The organism is Cyclobacterium xiamenense (genome assembly GCF_900109255.1).
Lineage (GTDB): Bacteria > Bacteroidota > Bacteroidia > Cytophagales > Cyclobacteriaceae > Cyclobacterium > Cyclobacterium xiamenense.
This window is the reverse complement of record NZ_FNZH01000002.1, coordinates 394636-409791: the sequence shown is the minus strand read 5'-3', so window position 1 is coordinate 409791 and position 15156 is coordinate 394636. Positions and strand designations below refer to the sequence as shown.

Below are 15156 nucleotides of genomic sequence, written 5' to 3'. Positions count from 1 at the left end.
ATGAGTATTTGGGAAGAAGCGTACCTACGGAAAGCGCATTACAACAGCCGCCGCCATTTTCTAAAAAAATGCACCTCTGGCCTGGGAGCCTTGGCGTTGGGCTCGCTGATGGGCTGCGGAAATCAAAGCCGCTCGGGCATGGAGAATGCCTTTATCCCGGGGCAGGGACCTCACTTTGCCCCGAAAGCCAAAAGCGTTATTTTCCTGCACATGGCGGGAGGCCCCTCGCACCTGGAGCTCTTTGACTTTAAACCTACCTTGCAAAAACTACACGGAAAAGACACCCCGGCCTCGCTGATGGAGGGAAAGGAATTTGCCTTCCTTAAAGGTACGCCCAAGCTGCTCGGCCCTCAGGCAAACTTTGCGCAACATGGGGAATCGGGTGCCTTTGTGTCCGACTACCTTCCCGAGTTTGCCCAAATGGTAGACGAGGTGAGCTTCCTGAAAGCCATGCATACCAATGAATTTAACCATGCCCCCGCGCAGCTCTTTATGCATACAGGGAGCCCACGACTGGGTAAACCCAGCATGGGTGCCTGGTCCGTTTATGGGCTGGGCTCGGAAAACAAAGACCTGCCGGGCTACGTCGTGCTTACCTCCGGAGGAGGCGCCATCAGTGCTGGCAAAAGCGCCTGGGGAAGCGGTTTTCTCCCCACGGTGTATCAGGGAGTCCAATGCCGCTCGCAGGGCGACCCGGTGTTGTTTTTATCCAACCCCGCTTCCATTGACGAACGACTCCGGAAGAAATCCATCGATGCCATCAACCAAATCAATCAGCTCGAATACGAAGAAGCCGGCGATCCGGAAATTCTAACGCGCATATCGCAGTACGAACTGGCCTTCCGCATGCAAACCTCGGTGCCGGAAACCATGAATATCAACGACGAACCTGCCCACATTCACCAGATGTACGGCACCGAACCCGGCAAGGCTTCCTTTGCAAACAACTGCCTGCTGGCACGAAGGCTGGTGGAGAAAGGGGTGCGGTTTATTCAGCTATTTGACAATCGCTGGGACACCCACGGCGTCGGCGCAGGCAATGGGGTCGGATCCGGCATGCGCCGCTCCTGCAAAGCCATCGACCAGCCCATCGCTGCACTGCTCAAGGACCTGAAACAGCGCGGCCTTCTCGAAGAGACATTGGTGGTCTGGGGAGGCGAGTTTGGACGCACGCCCATGATGGAAGCACGGACCGGTGAGGGCTTCGATGGAAGAGACCACCACCTGGAGGCCTTTACCATGTGGATGGCTGGTGCAGGCGTAAAAAAGGGAATGGTACACGGCACAACCGATGAGATCGGCTATTATGGCATTGACGGACGCACGCACGTACACGACTTACAAGCCACCATTTTGGAACGGCTGGGTTTTGATCATGAAAAACTAACCTACGAATTTCAAGGCAGAAACTTCCGGTTGACGGATGTGCACGGAAAGGTGATTCGGAAGATTCTTTCCTAGGCCCAATTGAAGCCGTGGCCAATTTAAAATGCCAGGGCAGGTTTGATGGGAGACTTCTGCTCGTCTTCGTTTGAGGAAGCAATAACAGCGGCCGACTGCAAAGGCCCGTCCGTGGGAGTTTGGAGAAAGCTGGTAACCGGGGTCCACTCTGTTACCCGATTGGAAACCACCAGGCCATTTTTGCCCATGCTCAGCAGTTTTCCTTCCTGACCCAGTACAAATTTGAACTCGTTTGACCCGACACGTATCCGGTAACTTACCTCCTCCGATTCACTGTCAAATGCAATGCCGGAAAGCTTGTAGACCGGCGCGTACCTGCGCAGATAGTCCCGCTCGGAAATTAACTCCCCATCCGCCAGGTGTCCGGATTCCCAAAGAAGCGCTCCGGATGCATCAAACTTGCTGAGAAAAAAGCCATAGTAGGCTTGCGCCTTGAAGCGAAAGGGGTTTTTTCCAAAGGATTCTCTGCCGGAAAGGCCACTTAGGTAAAAATCCCCGCTGTTTTCGTCAAGAGACAGTCCAAAAAACGCACCGATTCGGTAAGCGCTTCCCGAAGGATTGGGTCCAAAAGGGGAATAATCCAGGTAGTTGTAATCCGCCGCTAGCAAAAAACTGCGGTCATTTTCGTCCACGTGAAAGGAGGGACGGATCGCCTGGCCTTCCGGTGCATAATCCAGCTCAAAATTTCGAACAAGCCGACCTTCCGGATCAAAACTGATCACCTGGCAATGCAAGGTGTTGGCTGCCAAATCGGCGTCCTTCAATACCATGTATTTTTCTGCACCTACCTGTCCTACAAACGTCCATTGTGGATTCCATTCGCTATCCGGCGTTTGCGGCAGCATTACCTCCACCTGATCGAAGCGAAAATCGGAAAGCCGAAATCGATTCAATAAAAAGGTGAGTTTTGGATTCTTTCCCAGCCTAAATTTATCCGGATCTTCGTCTGCTGCCAGGAAATACAGGTACGCCTCATCGGCAAATACCGCGTGTAACGAAGCCCCCATCAACTTTTGCTGGTCTTCAAAGGAAAGGCTGCGGATCAATTTGCCCCCCCGAATGTACTGAATCAACGCGTTGCCTGGACCTTTCAGTGCTGCAGAAAACTCCATCAAAAATACCGCTTCTCCATCCGGAGAAGCAACCAGCGCGGTTTGCGCATCGGAAGTATTTACCGGCAGGGTGATTTCCCACCGTTTCTGTCGGGATGTGCCAAAGCGGGTGACGGTGTACTGCCGCTTTGCGGTACGAACGCCTTCTACCAAACCCTTGTCTCCCAGGTCCAGTACGCGGCGTGGATTTTCTTCCTGCTTTACCGGGCAGGCATTTTGCCGGGCAATAAGCCCGGAACCGCTAATCAATAGAAAAATCAGTGTAAAAATTATCAGTCCCCTCATCTTGCTTTCTATTAAACATCAAACAATATCATTCACTGCTTCAAAGTACAGTATTATTTATGTGAATAGCAAATATTTAGATGTTAAATTTTTTTTGGTGCATAAAATGATCTCAGTATGGGAGCTGAGGTGGCCGGCACGGATTCCAAAAAATGAAAACAGTAAAGGGCATTGAGGCGTTTTTTTGCCGAGGGAAAAGGGTCAAGTATTACTTTTTTCAGTTATTTTTATCCCAAACCCGGTTTTATTAAAAAAAGTAGCTATCCCTAAGGGCTAGCCTCAACTTAAGCCAGGAAAGATGTCCGGAAAACGATTGAAAAAAACCTTAAAGCTATTTGATGTGTACGCCATCAGCACGGGAGCCATGTTTAGCTCGGGGTTCTTTTTGTTGCCCGGTCTGGCAGCTGCGATGACTGGTCCTTCTGTGGTATTGGCTTATTTGGTGGCCGGCTTCATGATGTATCCCACCATGCTCAGCGTGGCCGAACTAGCAACTGCTATGCCCAGGGCGGGAGGAGCCTATTATTTCATTGACCGGAGTTTGGGGCCCTTGTTTGGCACGATTGGCGGCATTGGGTCCTGGTTTGCGTTGGTATTCAAAAGTGCATTTGCTTTGATAGGAATGGGTGCCTATGTGTCCATTTTCATCGACGTACCCATTACCCCCGTAGCCATCGGGCTGACATTGACGTTTGGTTTCACCAATATCATTGGATCAAAAGAAGCGGGTTGGTTGCAAAAAGTTTTGGTAGCCACGCTTGTGGTAATCCTCACGTTCTACACGGTGCAAGGCTTGGCCCGTGTGTTTCAATTTGATTTTTTTAATCACCTCCGGCAAGAATACGATGTCTTCTTTCTGAATGGTACACAGGGCTTCTTTGGCTCCATCGGCCTGGTTTTTGTCTCGTACGCTGGCCTCACCAAAGTGGCGAGCGTGGCGGAGGAGGTGCATAATCCGGACAAGAACATTCCCTTAGCCATGTTTCTATCCCTGGCTACGGCCACCAGCATCTACGTGGTGGGCGTTTTTATCATGGTGTCGCTACTGGACAAAGACGTGTTTTTTTCGGATTTGACCCCGGTGGCTACTGCCGGTGAGGTTTTTATGACCTGGCTACCAGGAAAGACGGGCTTGATTCTGGTAGTCGTTGCCGCCATAGCCGCTTTTGCCTCTACGGCCAATGCGGGAATCATGTCGGCTGCCCGGTATCCCCTGGGAATGGCCCGGGACAAGCTAATTCCTGCCTACTTCGGGAAATTGGGGAAATTCCAAACGCCCTTTTACGCCACCCTTGCCACGACGGGGCTAATGGTGTTTTTGTTGTTGGTTTTCAACGTGGAATCAGTTGCAAAAATCGCAAGTACCTTTCAACTCCTGCTCTTTGGCCTCTTGAATATTTGCGTGATCGTCATGCGCGAAAGCGAATTAAAGGGCTACGATCCGGGATTCCGCTCGCCGTATTATCCCTGGGTACAGATTACGGGGCTGTTGTTTTCCATATTTCTGATCATTGAAATGGGCTTTCTTTCGTTGATTTTTACCTTTCTCATCATTGGCGCCAGTATCTTCTGGTATTTCAGTTATGCCAAGGACAAAGTCAAACGGGAAGGTGCCATGTTTCACGTCTACAGTAAACTGGGGCAACGGCGGTACGACGGGCTTGAAATGGAGCTGTGGTCCATGATGAAAGAGAAGGGGTTGCGGGCCGAAGATCCGTACGAGAAAGTAATCAGCCGGGCACTCATACTGGACGCGGATGCTGGAAAACTCAGCTACGAACAACTGCTGGATGTAGTCGCTGCACATTTTTCCGAAAAGACCGGCTTAAAAAAGAAAGCACTGCTCTCGGCGTTTGTGGATGAAAAAGAAGAGGGCCTGATTGCCATTGGGAAAACCACCGCCCTAAAGCATGTGCGGTTTGAGGAAGACATGGAATCGGAAGTCGCCATTGCCCGCTTTCGGGAAGGAGTGCCGGTGAAGTTTGACTACTTCGAATTATTCAAGGGCAAGAAAAAGAATTGGAGCAAAAAGTTACACGCCGTGCTTTTTTTAATTAGCTCAAAAAAGCATTCCGGGCAACACCTGCGCATGCTGGCCCATTTGGCGGAAATTACAGATAATGAAACCTTTCCAAAACGATGGCTCCAAGCCAGCGATGAAGGCGAGTTGCGGCAAATCCTGCTGCGGGACGAGCGCTTTATCAACATACGTCTCGAACACGGAAAGCCTTCCAGTGTGCTGATCGGAAAAATGATACACGAATTAAAACTACCCGAGAAATCACTGATTACAGTTATCAAACGTGATGGGAAAATCATTTTTCCCCATGGCAATTCCATCCTTAAAGCGAAAGATGAATTGTCAATCATAGGAGAAAAGCGGGAAATTGATGAAATTCGCAGCCAATACGAAGCCGACACCCTGACCAAAGACGCCTAAGCGTGTGGGGTAGTGGTCGTTTATCTTCTTGCGAAACACTTTTATGATTGATTGGAAAGACAAATCCAGCGATGGCTGGCTGATTTTAGGCATTTTGCTGGTGTCTTTTAATCTTCGTCCCTCCATTACGGCGGTGGGTCCCCTGATTCCATTTATCCGCGAGGACATGAACCTTTCCAACGGATTGGCGGGGTTTCTGACAACCTTGCCGCTCCTTACTTTTGCTACTTTTTCGTTATTCGCCGCAGCAATCGGTACCTATATGGGTAAGGCAAAGGCTATCTTTGCAGGTCTACTTGTATTGGGTGCAGGGTCCGTGCTACGGGTTTCGGCAGGTCCCGTTGCCTTGTACCTGGGAACTGCGCTGACCGGAATAGGCATTGTCGTATGCAACGTGCTCTTAATCCCTTTGGTAAAATCCCGCATGCCCTCCAGAACCGGAACGGTCATGGGCATGTTTAGCACCGGCATGTCCATGCTAGCAGCCATCGCCACCGCCGTAAGTGTGCCACTTGCCCAGGACCTGGGTTGGGGCTGGAGAGGCTCCCTGCTTTTTTGGAGCGCGTTTCTTTTTCTGGCATTGCTCGTATGGTGGCCGCAGCTAAAACTCTCCCCAAAACCTGCAAAACAGGAAGCCGAGACCGGGAAATCCGTCTGGAGTTCCCGCCTGGCATGGCAGGTAACCTTGTTTATGGGCATGCAATCCTTGCTGTTTTTTACACTGATTACCTGGCTTCCAGACATGATGATCGATAAAGGACTCAGTCCTACCCATGCGGGCTTGCTGGCCTCCATGATGCAAGTAGTGGGCTTGTTGGGCACCCTCCTGGCTCCGGTGGTAGCTACGCGATTTACCCAGCAATCCGGACTGGCCGTGTCCATTGGCATCATCTACTTATTCGGTTTCAGTACCTTATTTTCTCCGGTAATCTGGCTCAACGCGGTAGGTATAGGCGTCGTGGGCGTGGGGATGGGGGCGAGCATTAGCCTGGCCTACACGCTGATTGCACTTCGGACCAGGAATGACCGGTATACCGCCGGCCTCTCCGGCATGGCTCAATCCGCCGGCTATTTTTTGGCTGCCTTTGGCCCCATGCTGTTCGGCATGGCCTTTGATCGATGGCAGGACTGGAACATGCTGGTGTACCTGATGCTGGGAACCTCTGTTTTGTTTATCACCTTCGGGTATTTTGCCGGAAGGAACCGCACCATCTGATTCAAGGCAAAGTCCGGCTAACTAGTATCAATTTTCCCCGAATTTCATTACTTTTGAATTCACGAACCGCATATCCCTTTCATGCAGGAACTACTGGAATCCATAGGCATTTCCCAAACGCTTTTCGACTACCTGTTCATGCCTTTGTTCATCTTTTTGGCTCGGGTAGTGGATGTGTCCATCAATACCCTGCGCATCATGTTTGTATTAAACGGAAAGCGGACCGTTGCACCCGTGCTTGGATTTTTTGAGGCGCTGATCTGGCTCCTGGCCATTGGACAGATTTTCCAAAACATCAACAACCCGCTTTCCTACATCGCCTACGCAGGCGGCTACGCCATGGGCACCTATGTGGGCATGGTAATTGAGGAACGCCTCGCGCTGGGTCGGGTACTGGTACGAATCATCACCCCAGAACCCTTGCCTGAACTGGTCGAATACATGAAAGAAAAAGAATACCGCTTTACTTCTGTGGGTGCAGAGGGCCGGTATGGCAAAGTTATGCTCATGTTTACGGTCATCAAGCGCGAACTCCTTCCTGGATTTATCAGCAAGCTGAAAGAAAGTAACGAAAAGGCCTTTTACACGATTGAGAGTGTCAAGCGGATATCAGAAGATGACCTCAACGTGATGGAAGACCGACCCCGGTTTACCACCCGGCTGCGGAATCTCATCAGGAAATAGGGATGTTGCTTTTTACCTATCAGTCACTCGAATTGCCCGAAGTTTGCAAGATCACTGCCTATCGCATGCAGAGATAAAACTTAATCTTCGGGGCTCTATCACAATGGGTTGGATGGAAATGCCGCACCAGAAACTGTCAACTTTCGGCTCAAATCGCACGCAGCTTCTTACAAAGAAGGAAAGCCTCCCAAAAAAATAACAAAAAGATAGCGTTTGGAATACCTTGTAGTCATGGACGGAACGTTACTTTGTGAAAATTTATGACGTCTATGGTTTATTTGGCGATTTTAGGAGGAATAGTGTTCAGTTTTGTTTTATTTGTCCTTTTATACAGCCTGGCTGGTTTGCTTTGTTTCCTAATACCCGTGAATAAACAGTTTCAAAATATCCAACGGGATATAGAAATTTTTGTCGTTTCCAATGGTGTACACGTGGACTATGTACTTCCAAGTATTTCTCCCTATTTCGACTGGAAAAAAGTACTTGACGGCCGCGATTTTGAAACGCCCCTTGCCGAAAACAATTTTCTTGGCATCGGCTGGGGTGACCGCGGTTTCTACCTGGAAGTTGACGAGTGGGCCAACCTAAAGCCTAAAGTTGCAGCGCGGGCGATGCTAATTCCAAGTCCTACACTAATGCATGTAACCCTACACCCCGAATTGCCCAAAAACCAGAAGCGCCTGGAGTCGATTCACCTTAGCATCGAGCAGTACCTGCAACTGTGCGATTATATCTGCAGCTTTTTTAAGCAACGTGAAAACGGTGTGATTCTTCTTCCCGGAAAAGGCTATACCACCAACGATAATTTTTATGAGGCAATGGGATCGTATCACGCTTTCGGAACATGCAATTTCTGGGTCAACCGGGGGCTGATTCAGATAGGCGTACGAGCGCCAATTTGGTCCCACGGGGGAGCAGGAATTTTTTACCAGCTCAAGAAGGCAGTTCCTCGTCCAGCCGCCGTGCCCCCGAGGTTAGAATCATTTTAAGGAGGCCTGCGGCCACACTAATCACAAGAAATAAGGCTGGGAATCCCCCCATTACGGAGAGTATCCGAATCCCTTCAATACCAGCAGTAGAAACCATTAACCAGGCAGTTATACCAATAATTGACCCCCAAACGAGTTTGAGCCAAAGCGGTGCTTCGGGCTGATTGGGACTGATTCCATGCGTGCTGATCGCTGACATGGCGGAGACGTTGGAATCGGCGGCGGTCACATAAGAGATAAAAACCATAACCAACGTGGCTAGGCTGACTATCCGTCCAAAGGGCAAACTGCCTAACACCTGAAACATAACGATCTCTTCCCCTCTCAGTTCCATTATGTCAAAAAGGCTTTGTCCTTCCTGCATGTCGAAAGTCAGCGAAGTACCCCCGAAAATACTCATCCAAATTATTGTGAACAGAGAGGGGAATACCAGGTTGAACAAAATAAAGTCTCGAACAGTATATCCGACGGATATACGACCTAAAAATAATGCAGCGACCGGCGCCCATGCGTACCAGTTCGCGAGGTAAAATAAGGTCCAGTCTTGCTCCCATTCCTGATCAACCGTATCACCAAAACTGACGCTTCTGGGGAAAAAATTTACGGCGTAATCCTGCAAACTTTCCCAACCCAAGCTAAGAATATCGAGGGTAGGCCCGGTGATCAGTACAAAAACTGCCAGGCCAAAGAAGGCCTTTACATTGACATCCGAAAGAATTGCTATGCCCCGATGCAGACCGCTAATGGCAGAAAACACAAAGCTGAAAACGATCAAAAATCCAATCATGGCTAAAAGCACAGCCGATTTAGTCCAACCCATTAGTAAATCTAGGCCTCCGGTAATGGCAAACATACCGGTACCTAGCGATGCTGACATTCCAAGAACCAGCGCGTATAAACAAATGACATCGATAAGCTTCCCGAAGCGATTACCCGCGAGTTTCGTTGAGAGGGGAGCTATACTAGCTGTCAGACTGAAAGGCTGATGTAGATTGTAGTAGGAAAGTGCAAAAACCAATCCTGCAAGCGTATACACACCGTAGGGCGTAAACGACCAATGCATGTATAGTGTAGCCAGCGAAAAGACCGCTGCCAAACTGGACCCACTTTCAATCGACAATGCCGGTGGAGGTCGGTGGAGGTGGTGAAGTGGTTCAGCCATACCCCAAAACAGGATACCCGTGGCGACGGTAGTACAGAGTGTAATGGCAAACCAGCGCCATTTGCTTAAGATTGGAACAGCTGCCTTCCCCCCAATTTTTGTCCGGCCAAATGGAAGCACGTAGGCAGTCCCTAATAGAATCAGGAAAGCAAACGCACTCCAGGAAAAAAGCCAACCGAACTGATTGAGCATTCCGTCTTTGGTTCTTTCAGCCAGTCGAAGAAAGGGTTCGCTGTTGGTGACGCCAAAAGCCAGGGTCATCCCTAGAATAACTACCGGCGGAAAAAACACCCAAGGTTTAAGCTTTAGCTTCGCTGACATTTGGTAACGAAAGTGAGAGCGAAAGATAAGGTTTTTAGCAGTATGACAACAGTATTTGTCCATCTTGTTCTCAAACTAGCCAAGTGGTTCGGAATGATTTAGCCGCATTGCGATTTCGAAGAATTTTACCAATGTATGGAAGCTGGCCTCCAGGTAGGTACTTTAGACAATTCTCCTAATTTGGCCAAAAGTAAAACGTTCTGGCGCAACTAGTTGCACCAAATTTCTTCTATTGCATTTTTACCCCTACCCCGGCCCAAATTCAGGCGATTGGTTGATAAACCTTGGACTGCCGGCATCGGTATCGACCCCGGTTTACCACCCGGCTGCGGAATCTCATCAGGAAATAGGTCTATTGCGCTCCATTTAAAGGAAGCTCTCCGAGATTTCTCATGTTGCGTAGGATCCAGGCCTGCCGTTGCCGCAGGTAGGAACTGGGTTGGTCGGGTCTCCAACGAAGCGGATTCGGTAAGACGGCCGCAATCAACGCCGCCTCCTGCCGGTTCAGATCGACGGCTGCTTTCCCAAAATACACCCGAGCCGCAGCCTCTGCACCGTAGATGCCATTTCCCATTTCAATGACGTTCAGGTACACTTCCAGGATCCGTTCTTTGGACCAAAAAAACTCAATAAGTAAGGTAAAATACGCTTCCAGCCCTTTTCGTAGCAGGTTTCTCCCCGGCCATAAAAACACATTTTTTGCCGTCTGGTTGGTGATCGTGCTTCCTCCCCTCAGCCGTTTCCCGCTGCGGTTTTCGTCAATCGCTGCCCGAACAGCTTCCCAATCAAATCCATGGTGATCCAAAAATTTCTGGTCCTCCGATGCGATCACGGCGCGGTAAAGAAAGGGAGAAATCTTCTCCATGGGAACCCAATCTTTTTCCAGGCGAAATTCCCGCTCCCTATCCAGAAGTTGCTCGGTAGCCCGGATACCCATTAATGGGGTAAAATAAACCGGTAACACTCCCAGCGCCATCACGGCCAGAATGGAAAATAAAAACAGACCGAGAAAAATCCGGGCCGACCAAATGAAGAATCTTTTCACGGGGAAATCGAATTAGGATACGCAGCGGTATTCCTTTCACGGTTTCGCTGAGGAAAAGTTGCCGGTCTCGTTTGGTTAAAACCTTACCTTTCCGGAAATCCTTTGCGAGCAACGCATTTTTTCCCGTATTTTTACCATATTGAGTACCTCCGTATTTCGGTCCTGTACGAAAGCCGCAGAACGAAACGAGCAAAACCGGCGGTTTCCCATACCTGCATCCGTCCTCATAATCGAAACACTACCCAATAACAATGAACGAATACCCACTCCCCTCACACTTTTTGGAAGCGATGAAGCAACAGTTGGGCGAATCAGACCTGAACCTTTTTCTGCAGGCGCTACAGCAGCCGGCGCCGGTAAGCATCCGGCTCAACCCCTCCAAAGGAATGCCGGCTCCGGCAGCAAGTGAGCCCGTTGGCTGGTCTCCGCATGCCTTCCTGCTGCAATCCCGCCCAAGCTTCACGCTGGATCCATACTTTCATGCCGGTGCCTACTACGTACAGGAGGCCTCTTCCGGTTTTTTAAATCATGTACTGAACCAGTTGGAGCTCCCAGAGGCTCCGCTGGCCCTCGACCTGTGTGCCGCTCCGGGAGGGAAATCCACCCTAATTAGCAGTTTTTTGGGAGAAAAGGGGCTTTTGCTGGCCAATGAAGTAATCAAAAGTAGAAATCAAGTCCTGAAGGAAAACACGATCAAGTGGGGACTGGGCAATACGGTCATCACCCAAAATGACCCCGCGCATTTTGCGCAGCTGTCCAATTCCTTTGATTTTGTCCTGGTGGACGCTCCCTGTTCGGGAGAGGGGCTGTTTCGAAAGGATCCACAGTCCATTCAGGAGTGGTCTCCGGAAAACGTGCACCTTTGCCAGGGCAGGCAGTCCCGCATTTTGCAGGAAGCGGCTGCCTTGCCCAAACCGGAGGGCTACCTCATCTATTCCACCTGCACCTATAATTCGTTGGAAAACGAAGAAAATATTCGTTCCCTTGTAGCAAATTTTGGCTACAAACCGGTAGAAATCCCGATTGATCCAGCCTGGGGGATTAGCCAAAGCGCCTGCGAGACGGAACGAGGAGCGTACCCCGTGTACCGCTTTTACCCTCATCGGGTACCGGGAGAGGGGCTTTTCATGGCGGTACTTCAGCGCCCGCCTTCCGAGGACTACCGAAAACCCGCAAAAATGGGCAAAGACTTCAGGCACCCCCACCTGCAGCGACTTCCGGGAAAGATCCGAAACCACCCCTCTTTTCCGACGCTAGACCTCGCTGAAAACTATGCGTACTACCAATACAGCAACCACCTCTTTGCGCTTCCAGCGCGCTGGGTTGCCTGGTTTGAAACCATCGCCACCCGGATGAATGTGCAGTATTTCGGCGTGGAATTGGGCGATTGGGCGCGGGACACCTTCCTGCCCGGGCCGGCCTGGGCGCTTAGCCTATTGCCCAAACCATCCTATGCCGTGGAGGAACTAACGACCGAAGAAACGATCCGTTACCTCAAAAAAGAACCCATCACCCTTTCCAAAGCGGATCGGGGATGGGTGTTGGTTAACTACAAGGGTTTGGGTATGGGATGGGTCAAAAACCTGGGAAATCGGTCAAACAATTATTACCCGAAAGAATGGCGTATTCGGATGGACTGAGGATGTCTATACTTCGTACTGCGACAAATCCAGTACCTCGTCTTCCAGGTAATGTGGGTATATCTTCTGGTGAATTTTCTTCACTTCAGCCGTAACCACCTTTCGGAAGCCTTCGATATTGGTCCCATTTCCTGCCGCCATAAAGACCGGAGTAATGGAGGACTTTCTGGCATAGCTTTCCTCCAGCTTTTCAAAATCGATAAAGTTGGCCTCTTCTACTTCGTGGGCAGACATCAGCATCAGTTCTTCTTCCGAGGGCATTTTTGGCGCCACATCGATTTTATTGAATACCATGATCACCGGCTTGTCTCCTGCGCCCATTTCGTTCAAGGTCTGATTAACCACCGCAATCTGATCCTCAAAATTGGGATGGGAAAGGTCTACCACGTGAATCAGCAAATCAGCCTCCTCGATTTCCGCCAGGGTAGATTTGAAGGACTCGATCAAATGGGTAGGCAGCTTCCGAATAAACCCTACTGTGTCCGAAATCAGAAAAGGAATGTTGTCCAAAACCACTTTTCTCACTGTGGAATCTACCGTTGCAAATAGCTTATTCTCGGCAAGGATATTTGCCTTGGTCAGCTGGTTCATGAGGGTACTTTTACCCACATTGGTATAGCCGACGAGGGCGACGCGAACAATGCCTTTTCTTCCTTTGCGTTGGGTATACCCCTGTTTTTCGATTTTCTTCAATTTTTCCTTCAGCAGATCGATTTTTTGCCGAATGTCTCGTTTATCCGTCTCAATCTCTTTTTCTCCGGCGCCGCCCCGTGTTGCTGTTCCACCTCGTTGTCGTTCCAGGTGTGTCCACATGCGCGTCAGTCGGGGCAGCAGGTATTGGTAACGTGCCAATTCCACCTGTGTTTTCGCCTGTGCGGTCTGCGCCCGGCTCAGGAAAATATCGAGGATCAACATGGAGCGATCGTAGACCTTTATTTTCAACTCGTTTTCCAGTATTTTCACCTGCGAAGGACTCAAATCTTCGTCAAAAATCGCCATATCCACGGCAAAGTACTCGATATACGACTTGACTTCTTCCAGTTTGCCGGAACCAACAAAGGTGCGGGCATCTGGCTTTTCCATTCGCTGCGTGAACCGATGGATCGCTTTCGCCCCCAACGTCTCGGTCAAAAAGGCCAATTCGTCCAGGTGGTCCTGCACCAATTGCTCCGTTTCGTGCTGATGGATCAGTGCAATCAACACCGCCGTTTCCTCCTTGGGCGCCGTATCTACCAATTTTGCCAGTTTTCTAGTGTATTTACTCATGCATTGTATATTCAAACATCGCCTTAATTCTGGGAATTTATAACGCAAAACTAGCGCAATAGATTCATCCATTTGGTTTTTTAGCCCAAGAGCGCTCTTTCTTTCAGCGGAATTGCCGCCCATTTGCAGCCGGAAATGGCAAAATTCATTTTTATGTGATATATTTTCAGAGTGAATTCACCAAATTGCATCGTTTTTTAGAAATTAACTTACAAAGCTATGGAAATCAGAGAGACAGCCCTGAAAGATGTGTACGAAATCTATCCAAAAATCTTCAAAGATGCAAGGGGCTATTTTTTAGAAAGTTACCGGGAGGACCTATTTGAGAAGCACGGTATGAGTACCCGGTGGGTTCAGGACAACCAGTCTTTTTCGGAGGCGGGTATTGTGCGTGGACTTCACTTTCAGCGCGGAATCCACGCCCAGGCCAAACTCGTGCGCGTAATCAGCGGTAAGGTACTGGATGTGTGTGTAGACCTGCGCAAAGGCTCACCTACCTTTGGAAAATACCATGCGGTAGTTCTGGATGAAAAACTCCAAAACATGCTTTATGTACCCACCGGTTTTGCGCATGGCTTTGCCGTTTGGAAAGATGCCGTGTTTACGTACAAATGCTCCAACCTATATAACAAAGAAAGTGAAGGTGGAATTATTTGGAACGATAAGCAGTTAGACATTGATTGGGGAGTGGACCATCCGCTTCTATCCGAAAAGGACCAAACCTGGCCTGATCTGGAGAAATTCGAAGAAATAAGCAGAGGAGGACTTTAATGTCTATATTTGATTTATTTATCAAATTAAAAAAATCACCCGAAAACCAGGCCCTGGACCTGAGCTGGCTGCACGCAGACATGCACAGTCACCTGATTCCGGGCATCGATGACGGAGCGCAATCCATCGAAGAATCCCTGGTTTTGATTGAACGTCTGGCATCGTACGGGCTAAAGAAACTCATCATCACTCCGCATATCATGAGTGAGTTTTTCAAGAATACCCCGGAAACCATCCTGCCCGGACTCAAAAAGCTGCAGACTGCGGTTGCAGATACCGGTATTCCCATTGAATTGGAAGCCGCTGCGGAATACTACCTGGACGAAATTTTCTTTGAAAAGGTCGAAAAAAACGAACCCCTGCTGAGTTTTGGGGCAAATAAGCTGGTACTCGTTGAAACGGGTTTTATGAGTAAGCCCCACATCCTGTTGGAAACGTTTTTTCGCATGGAAATGTCGGGCTATCAGCCGGTCTTCGCACATCCCGAACGGTACATGTACCTGCATCAGGAGAGCAGCACACTGGAAGCGCTGGCGGATCGAAACATTCCTTTTCAGCTAAACCTCCTTTCGCTTACAGGGTATTACTCCAAAGCGGTGAAGAAATTTGCCGAAAAAATTGTGGACCGGGGATTGGTAAAACTTGCCGGAACCGACTGCCACAACGAAAAATACCTTGATGCGTTGGAAAGGCTCCCACAGGAAAAATACTACGAAAAGTTGCAGGCATTGGACCTTTGGAACCAACAATTGTAAGTACCGGAT

At 49.5% G+C, this 15156-nt stretch carries 12 protein-coding genes; 8 read left to right on the top strand and 4 right to left on the bottom strand.

Features of this window, described 5'->3' with window-relative positions; translation table 11 throughout:
- Entirely contained in the window at nucleotides 1-1461 is a 1461-nt protein-coding gene (locus BMW71_RS06515; protein ID WP_092171138.1) for a DUF1501 domain-containing protein, read from the top strand.
- Nucleotides 1462-1484: 23 nt separating this feature from the next.
- Here BMW71_RS06515 and BMW71_RS06510 read toward each other — a convergent pair whose 3' ends face one another.
- Nucleotides 1485-2858 carry a hypothetical protein gene (locus tag BMW71_RS06510; protein WP_092171135.1) on the bottom strand — a complete coding sequence of 458 codons (1374 nt, stop codon included), beginning with the start codon at nucleotides 2856-2858 and terminating at the stop codon, nucleotides 1485-1487.
- Nucleotides 2859-3171: 313 nt separating this feature from the next.
- On the opposite strand from BMW71_RS06510, the gene BMW71_RS06505 reads away from it, so the two are divergent.
- The 4 genes from BMW71_RS06505 (at nucleotide 3172) to BMW71_RS06490 (ending at nucleotide 8187) form a co-directional block, all read left to right on the top strand.
- Nucleotides 3172-5298 carry an amino acid permease gene (locus tag BMW71_RS06505; protein WP_218145565.1) on the top strand — a complete coding sequence of 709 codons (2127 nt, stop codon included), beginning with the start codon at nucleotides 3172-3174 and terminating at the stop codon, nucleotides 5296-5298.
- 43 nt (nucleotides 5299-5341) lie between these two features.
- Nucleotides 5342-6514 (top strand): CynX/NimT family MFS transporter, encoded by a 1173-nt coding sequence (locus BMW71_RS06500; RefSeq protein ID WP_092171129.1) that lies wholly within the window; start codon nucleotides 5342-5344, stop codon nucleotides 6512-6514.
- 81 nt (nucleotides 6515-6595) lie between these two features.
- The gene (locus tag BMW71_RS06495; protein ID WP_092171127.1) at nucleotides 6596-7198 is read left to right on the top strand and encodes a DUF2179 domain-containing protein; all 603 of its coding nucleotides are present in this window, start codon (nucleotides 6596-6598) and stop codon (nucleotides 7196-7198) included.
- Between the two features lie 260 nt (nucleotides 7199-7458).
- Complete coding sequence (locus tag BMW71_RS06490) at nucleotides 7459-8187, top strand: TIGR02117 family protein (protein WP_092171124.1); 729 nt, start codon at nucleotides 7459-7461, stop codon at nucleotides 8185-8187.
- Here BMW71_RS06490 and BMW71_RS06485 read toward each other — a convergent pair.
- Together BMW71_RS06485 and mtgA are read right to left on the bottom strand one after the other, a co-directional pair.
- Entirely contained in the window at nucleotides 8132-9670 is a 1539-nt protein-coding gene (locus tag BMW71_RS06485; protein ID WP_177179586.1) for a BCCT family transporter, read from the bottom strand. The two genes, BMW71_RS06490 and BMW71_RS06485, sit on opposite strands and share 56 nt — an antisense overlap.
- Before the next feature lie 352 nt (nucleotides 9671-10022).
- Complete coding sequence (mtgA, locus tag BMW71_RS06480; RefSeq protein WP_092171119.1) at nucleotides 10023-10715, bottom strand: monofunctional biosynthetic peptidoglycan transglycosylase; 693 nt, start codon at nucleotides 10713-10715, stop codon at nucleotides 10023-10025.
- A 251-nt stretch (nucleotides 10716-10966) separates the two neighbouring features.
- On the opposite strand from mtgA, the gene BMW71_RS06475 reads away from it, so the two are divergent.
- Nucleotides 10967-12355, top strand: a complete 1389-nt coding sequence (locus BMW71_RS06475; RefSeq protein WP_092171117.1) for a methyltransferase RsmF C-terminal domain-like protein — start codon at nucleotides 10967-10969, stop codon at nucleotides 12353-12355.
- A 6-nt stretch (nucleotides 12356-12361) separates the two neighbouring features.
- Here BMW71_RS06475 and hflX read toward each other — a convergent pair whose 3' ends face one another.
- A complete protein-coding gene (hflX, locus tag BMW71_RS06470) occupies nucleotides 12362-13621 on the bottom strand; it encodes a GTPase HflX (RefSeq protein WP_092171114.1) in 1260 nt (419 codons plus the stop codon).
- Between the two features lie 219 nt (nucleotides 13622-13840).
- On the opposite strand from hflX, the gene rfbC reads away from it, so the two are divergent.
- Both rfbC and BMW71_RS06460 read left to right on the top strand, forming a co-directional pair.
- The gene (gene rfbC, locus BMW71_RS06465; protein WP_092171111.1) at nucleotides 13841-14392 is read left to right on the top strand and encodes a dTDP-4-dehydrorhamnose 3,5-epimerase; all 552 of its coding nucleotides are present in this window, start codon (nucleotides 13841-13843) and stop codon (nucleotides 14390-14392) included.
- Nucleotides 14392-15147 carry a tyrosine-protein phosphatase gene (locus BMW71_RS06460; protein ID WP_092171108.1) on the top strand — a complete coding sequence of 252 codons (756 nt, stop codon included), beginning with the start codon at nucleotides 14392-14394 and terminating at the stop codon, nucleotides 15145-15147. The genes rfbC and BMW71_RS06460 overlap by 1 nt, the downstream gene beginning before the upstream one ends.
- Nucleotides 15148-15156: the final 9 nt, after the last annotated feature.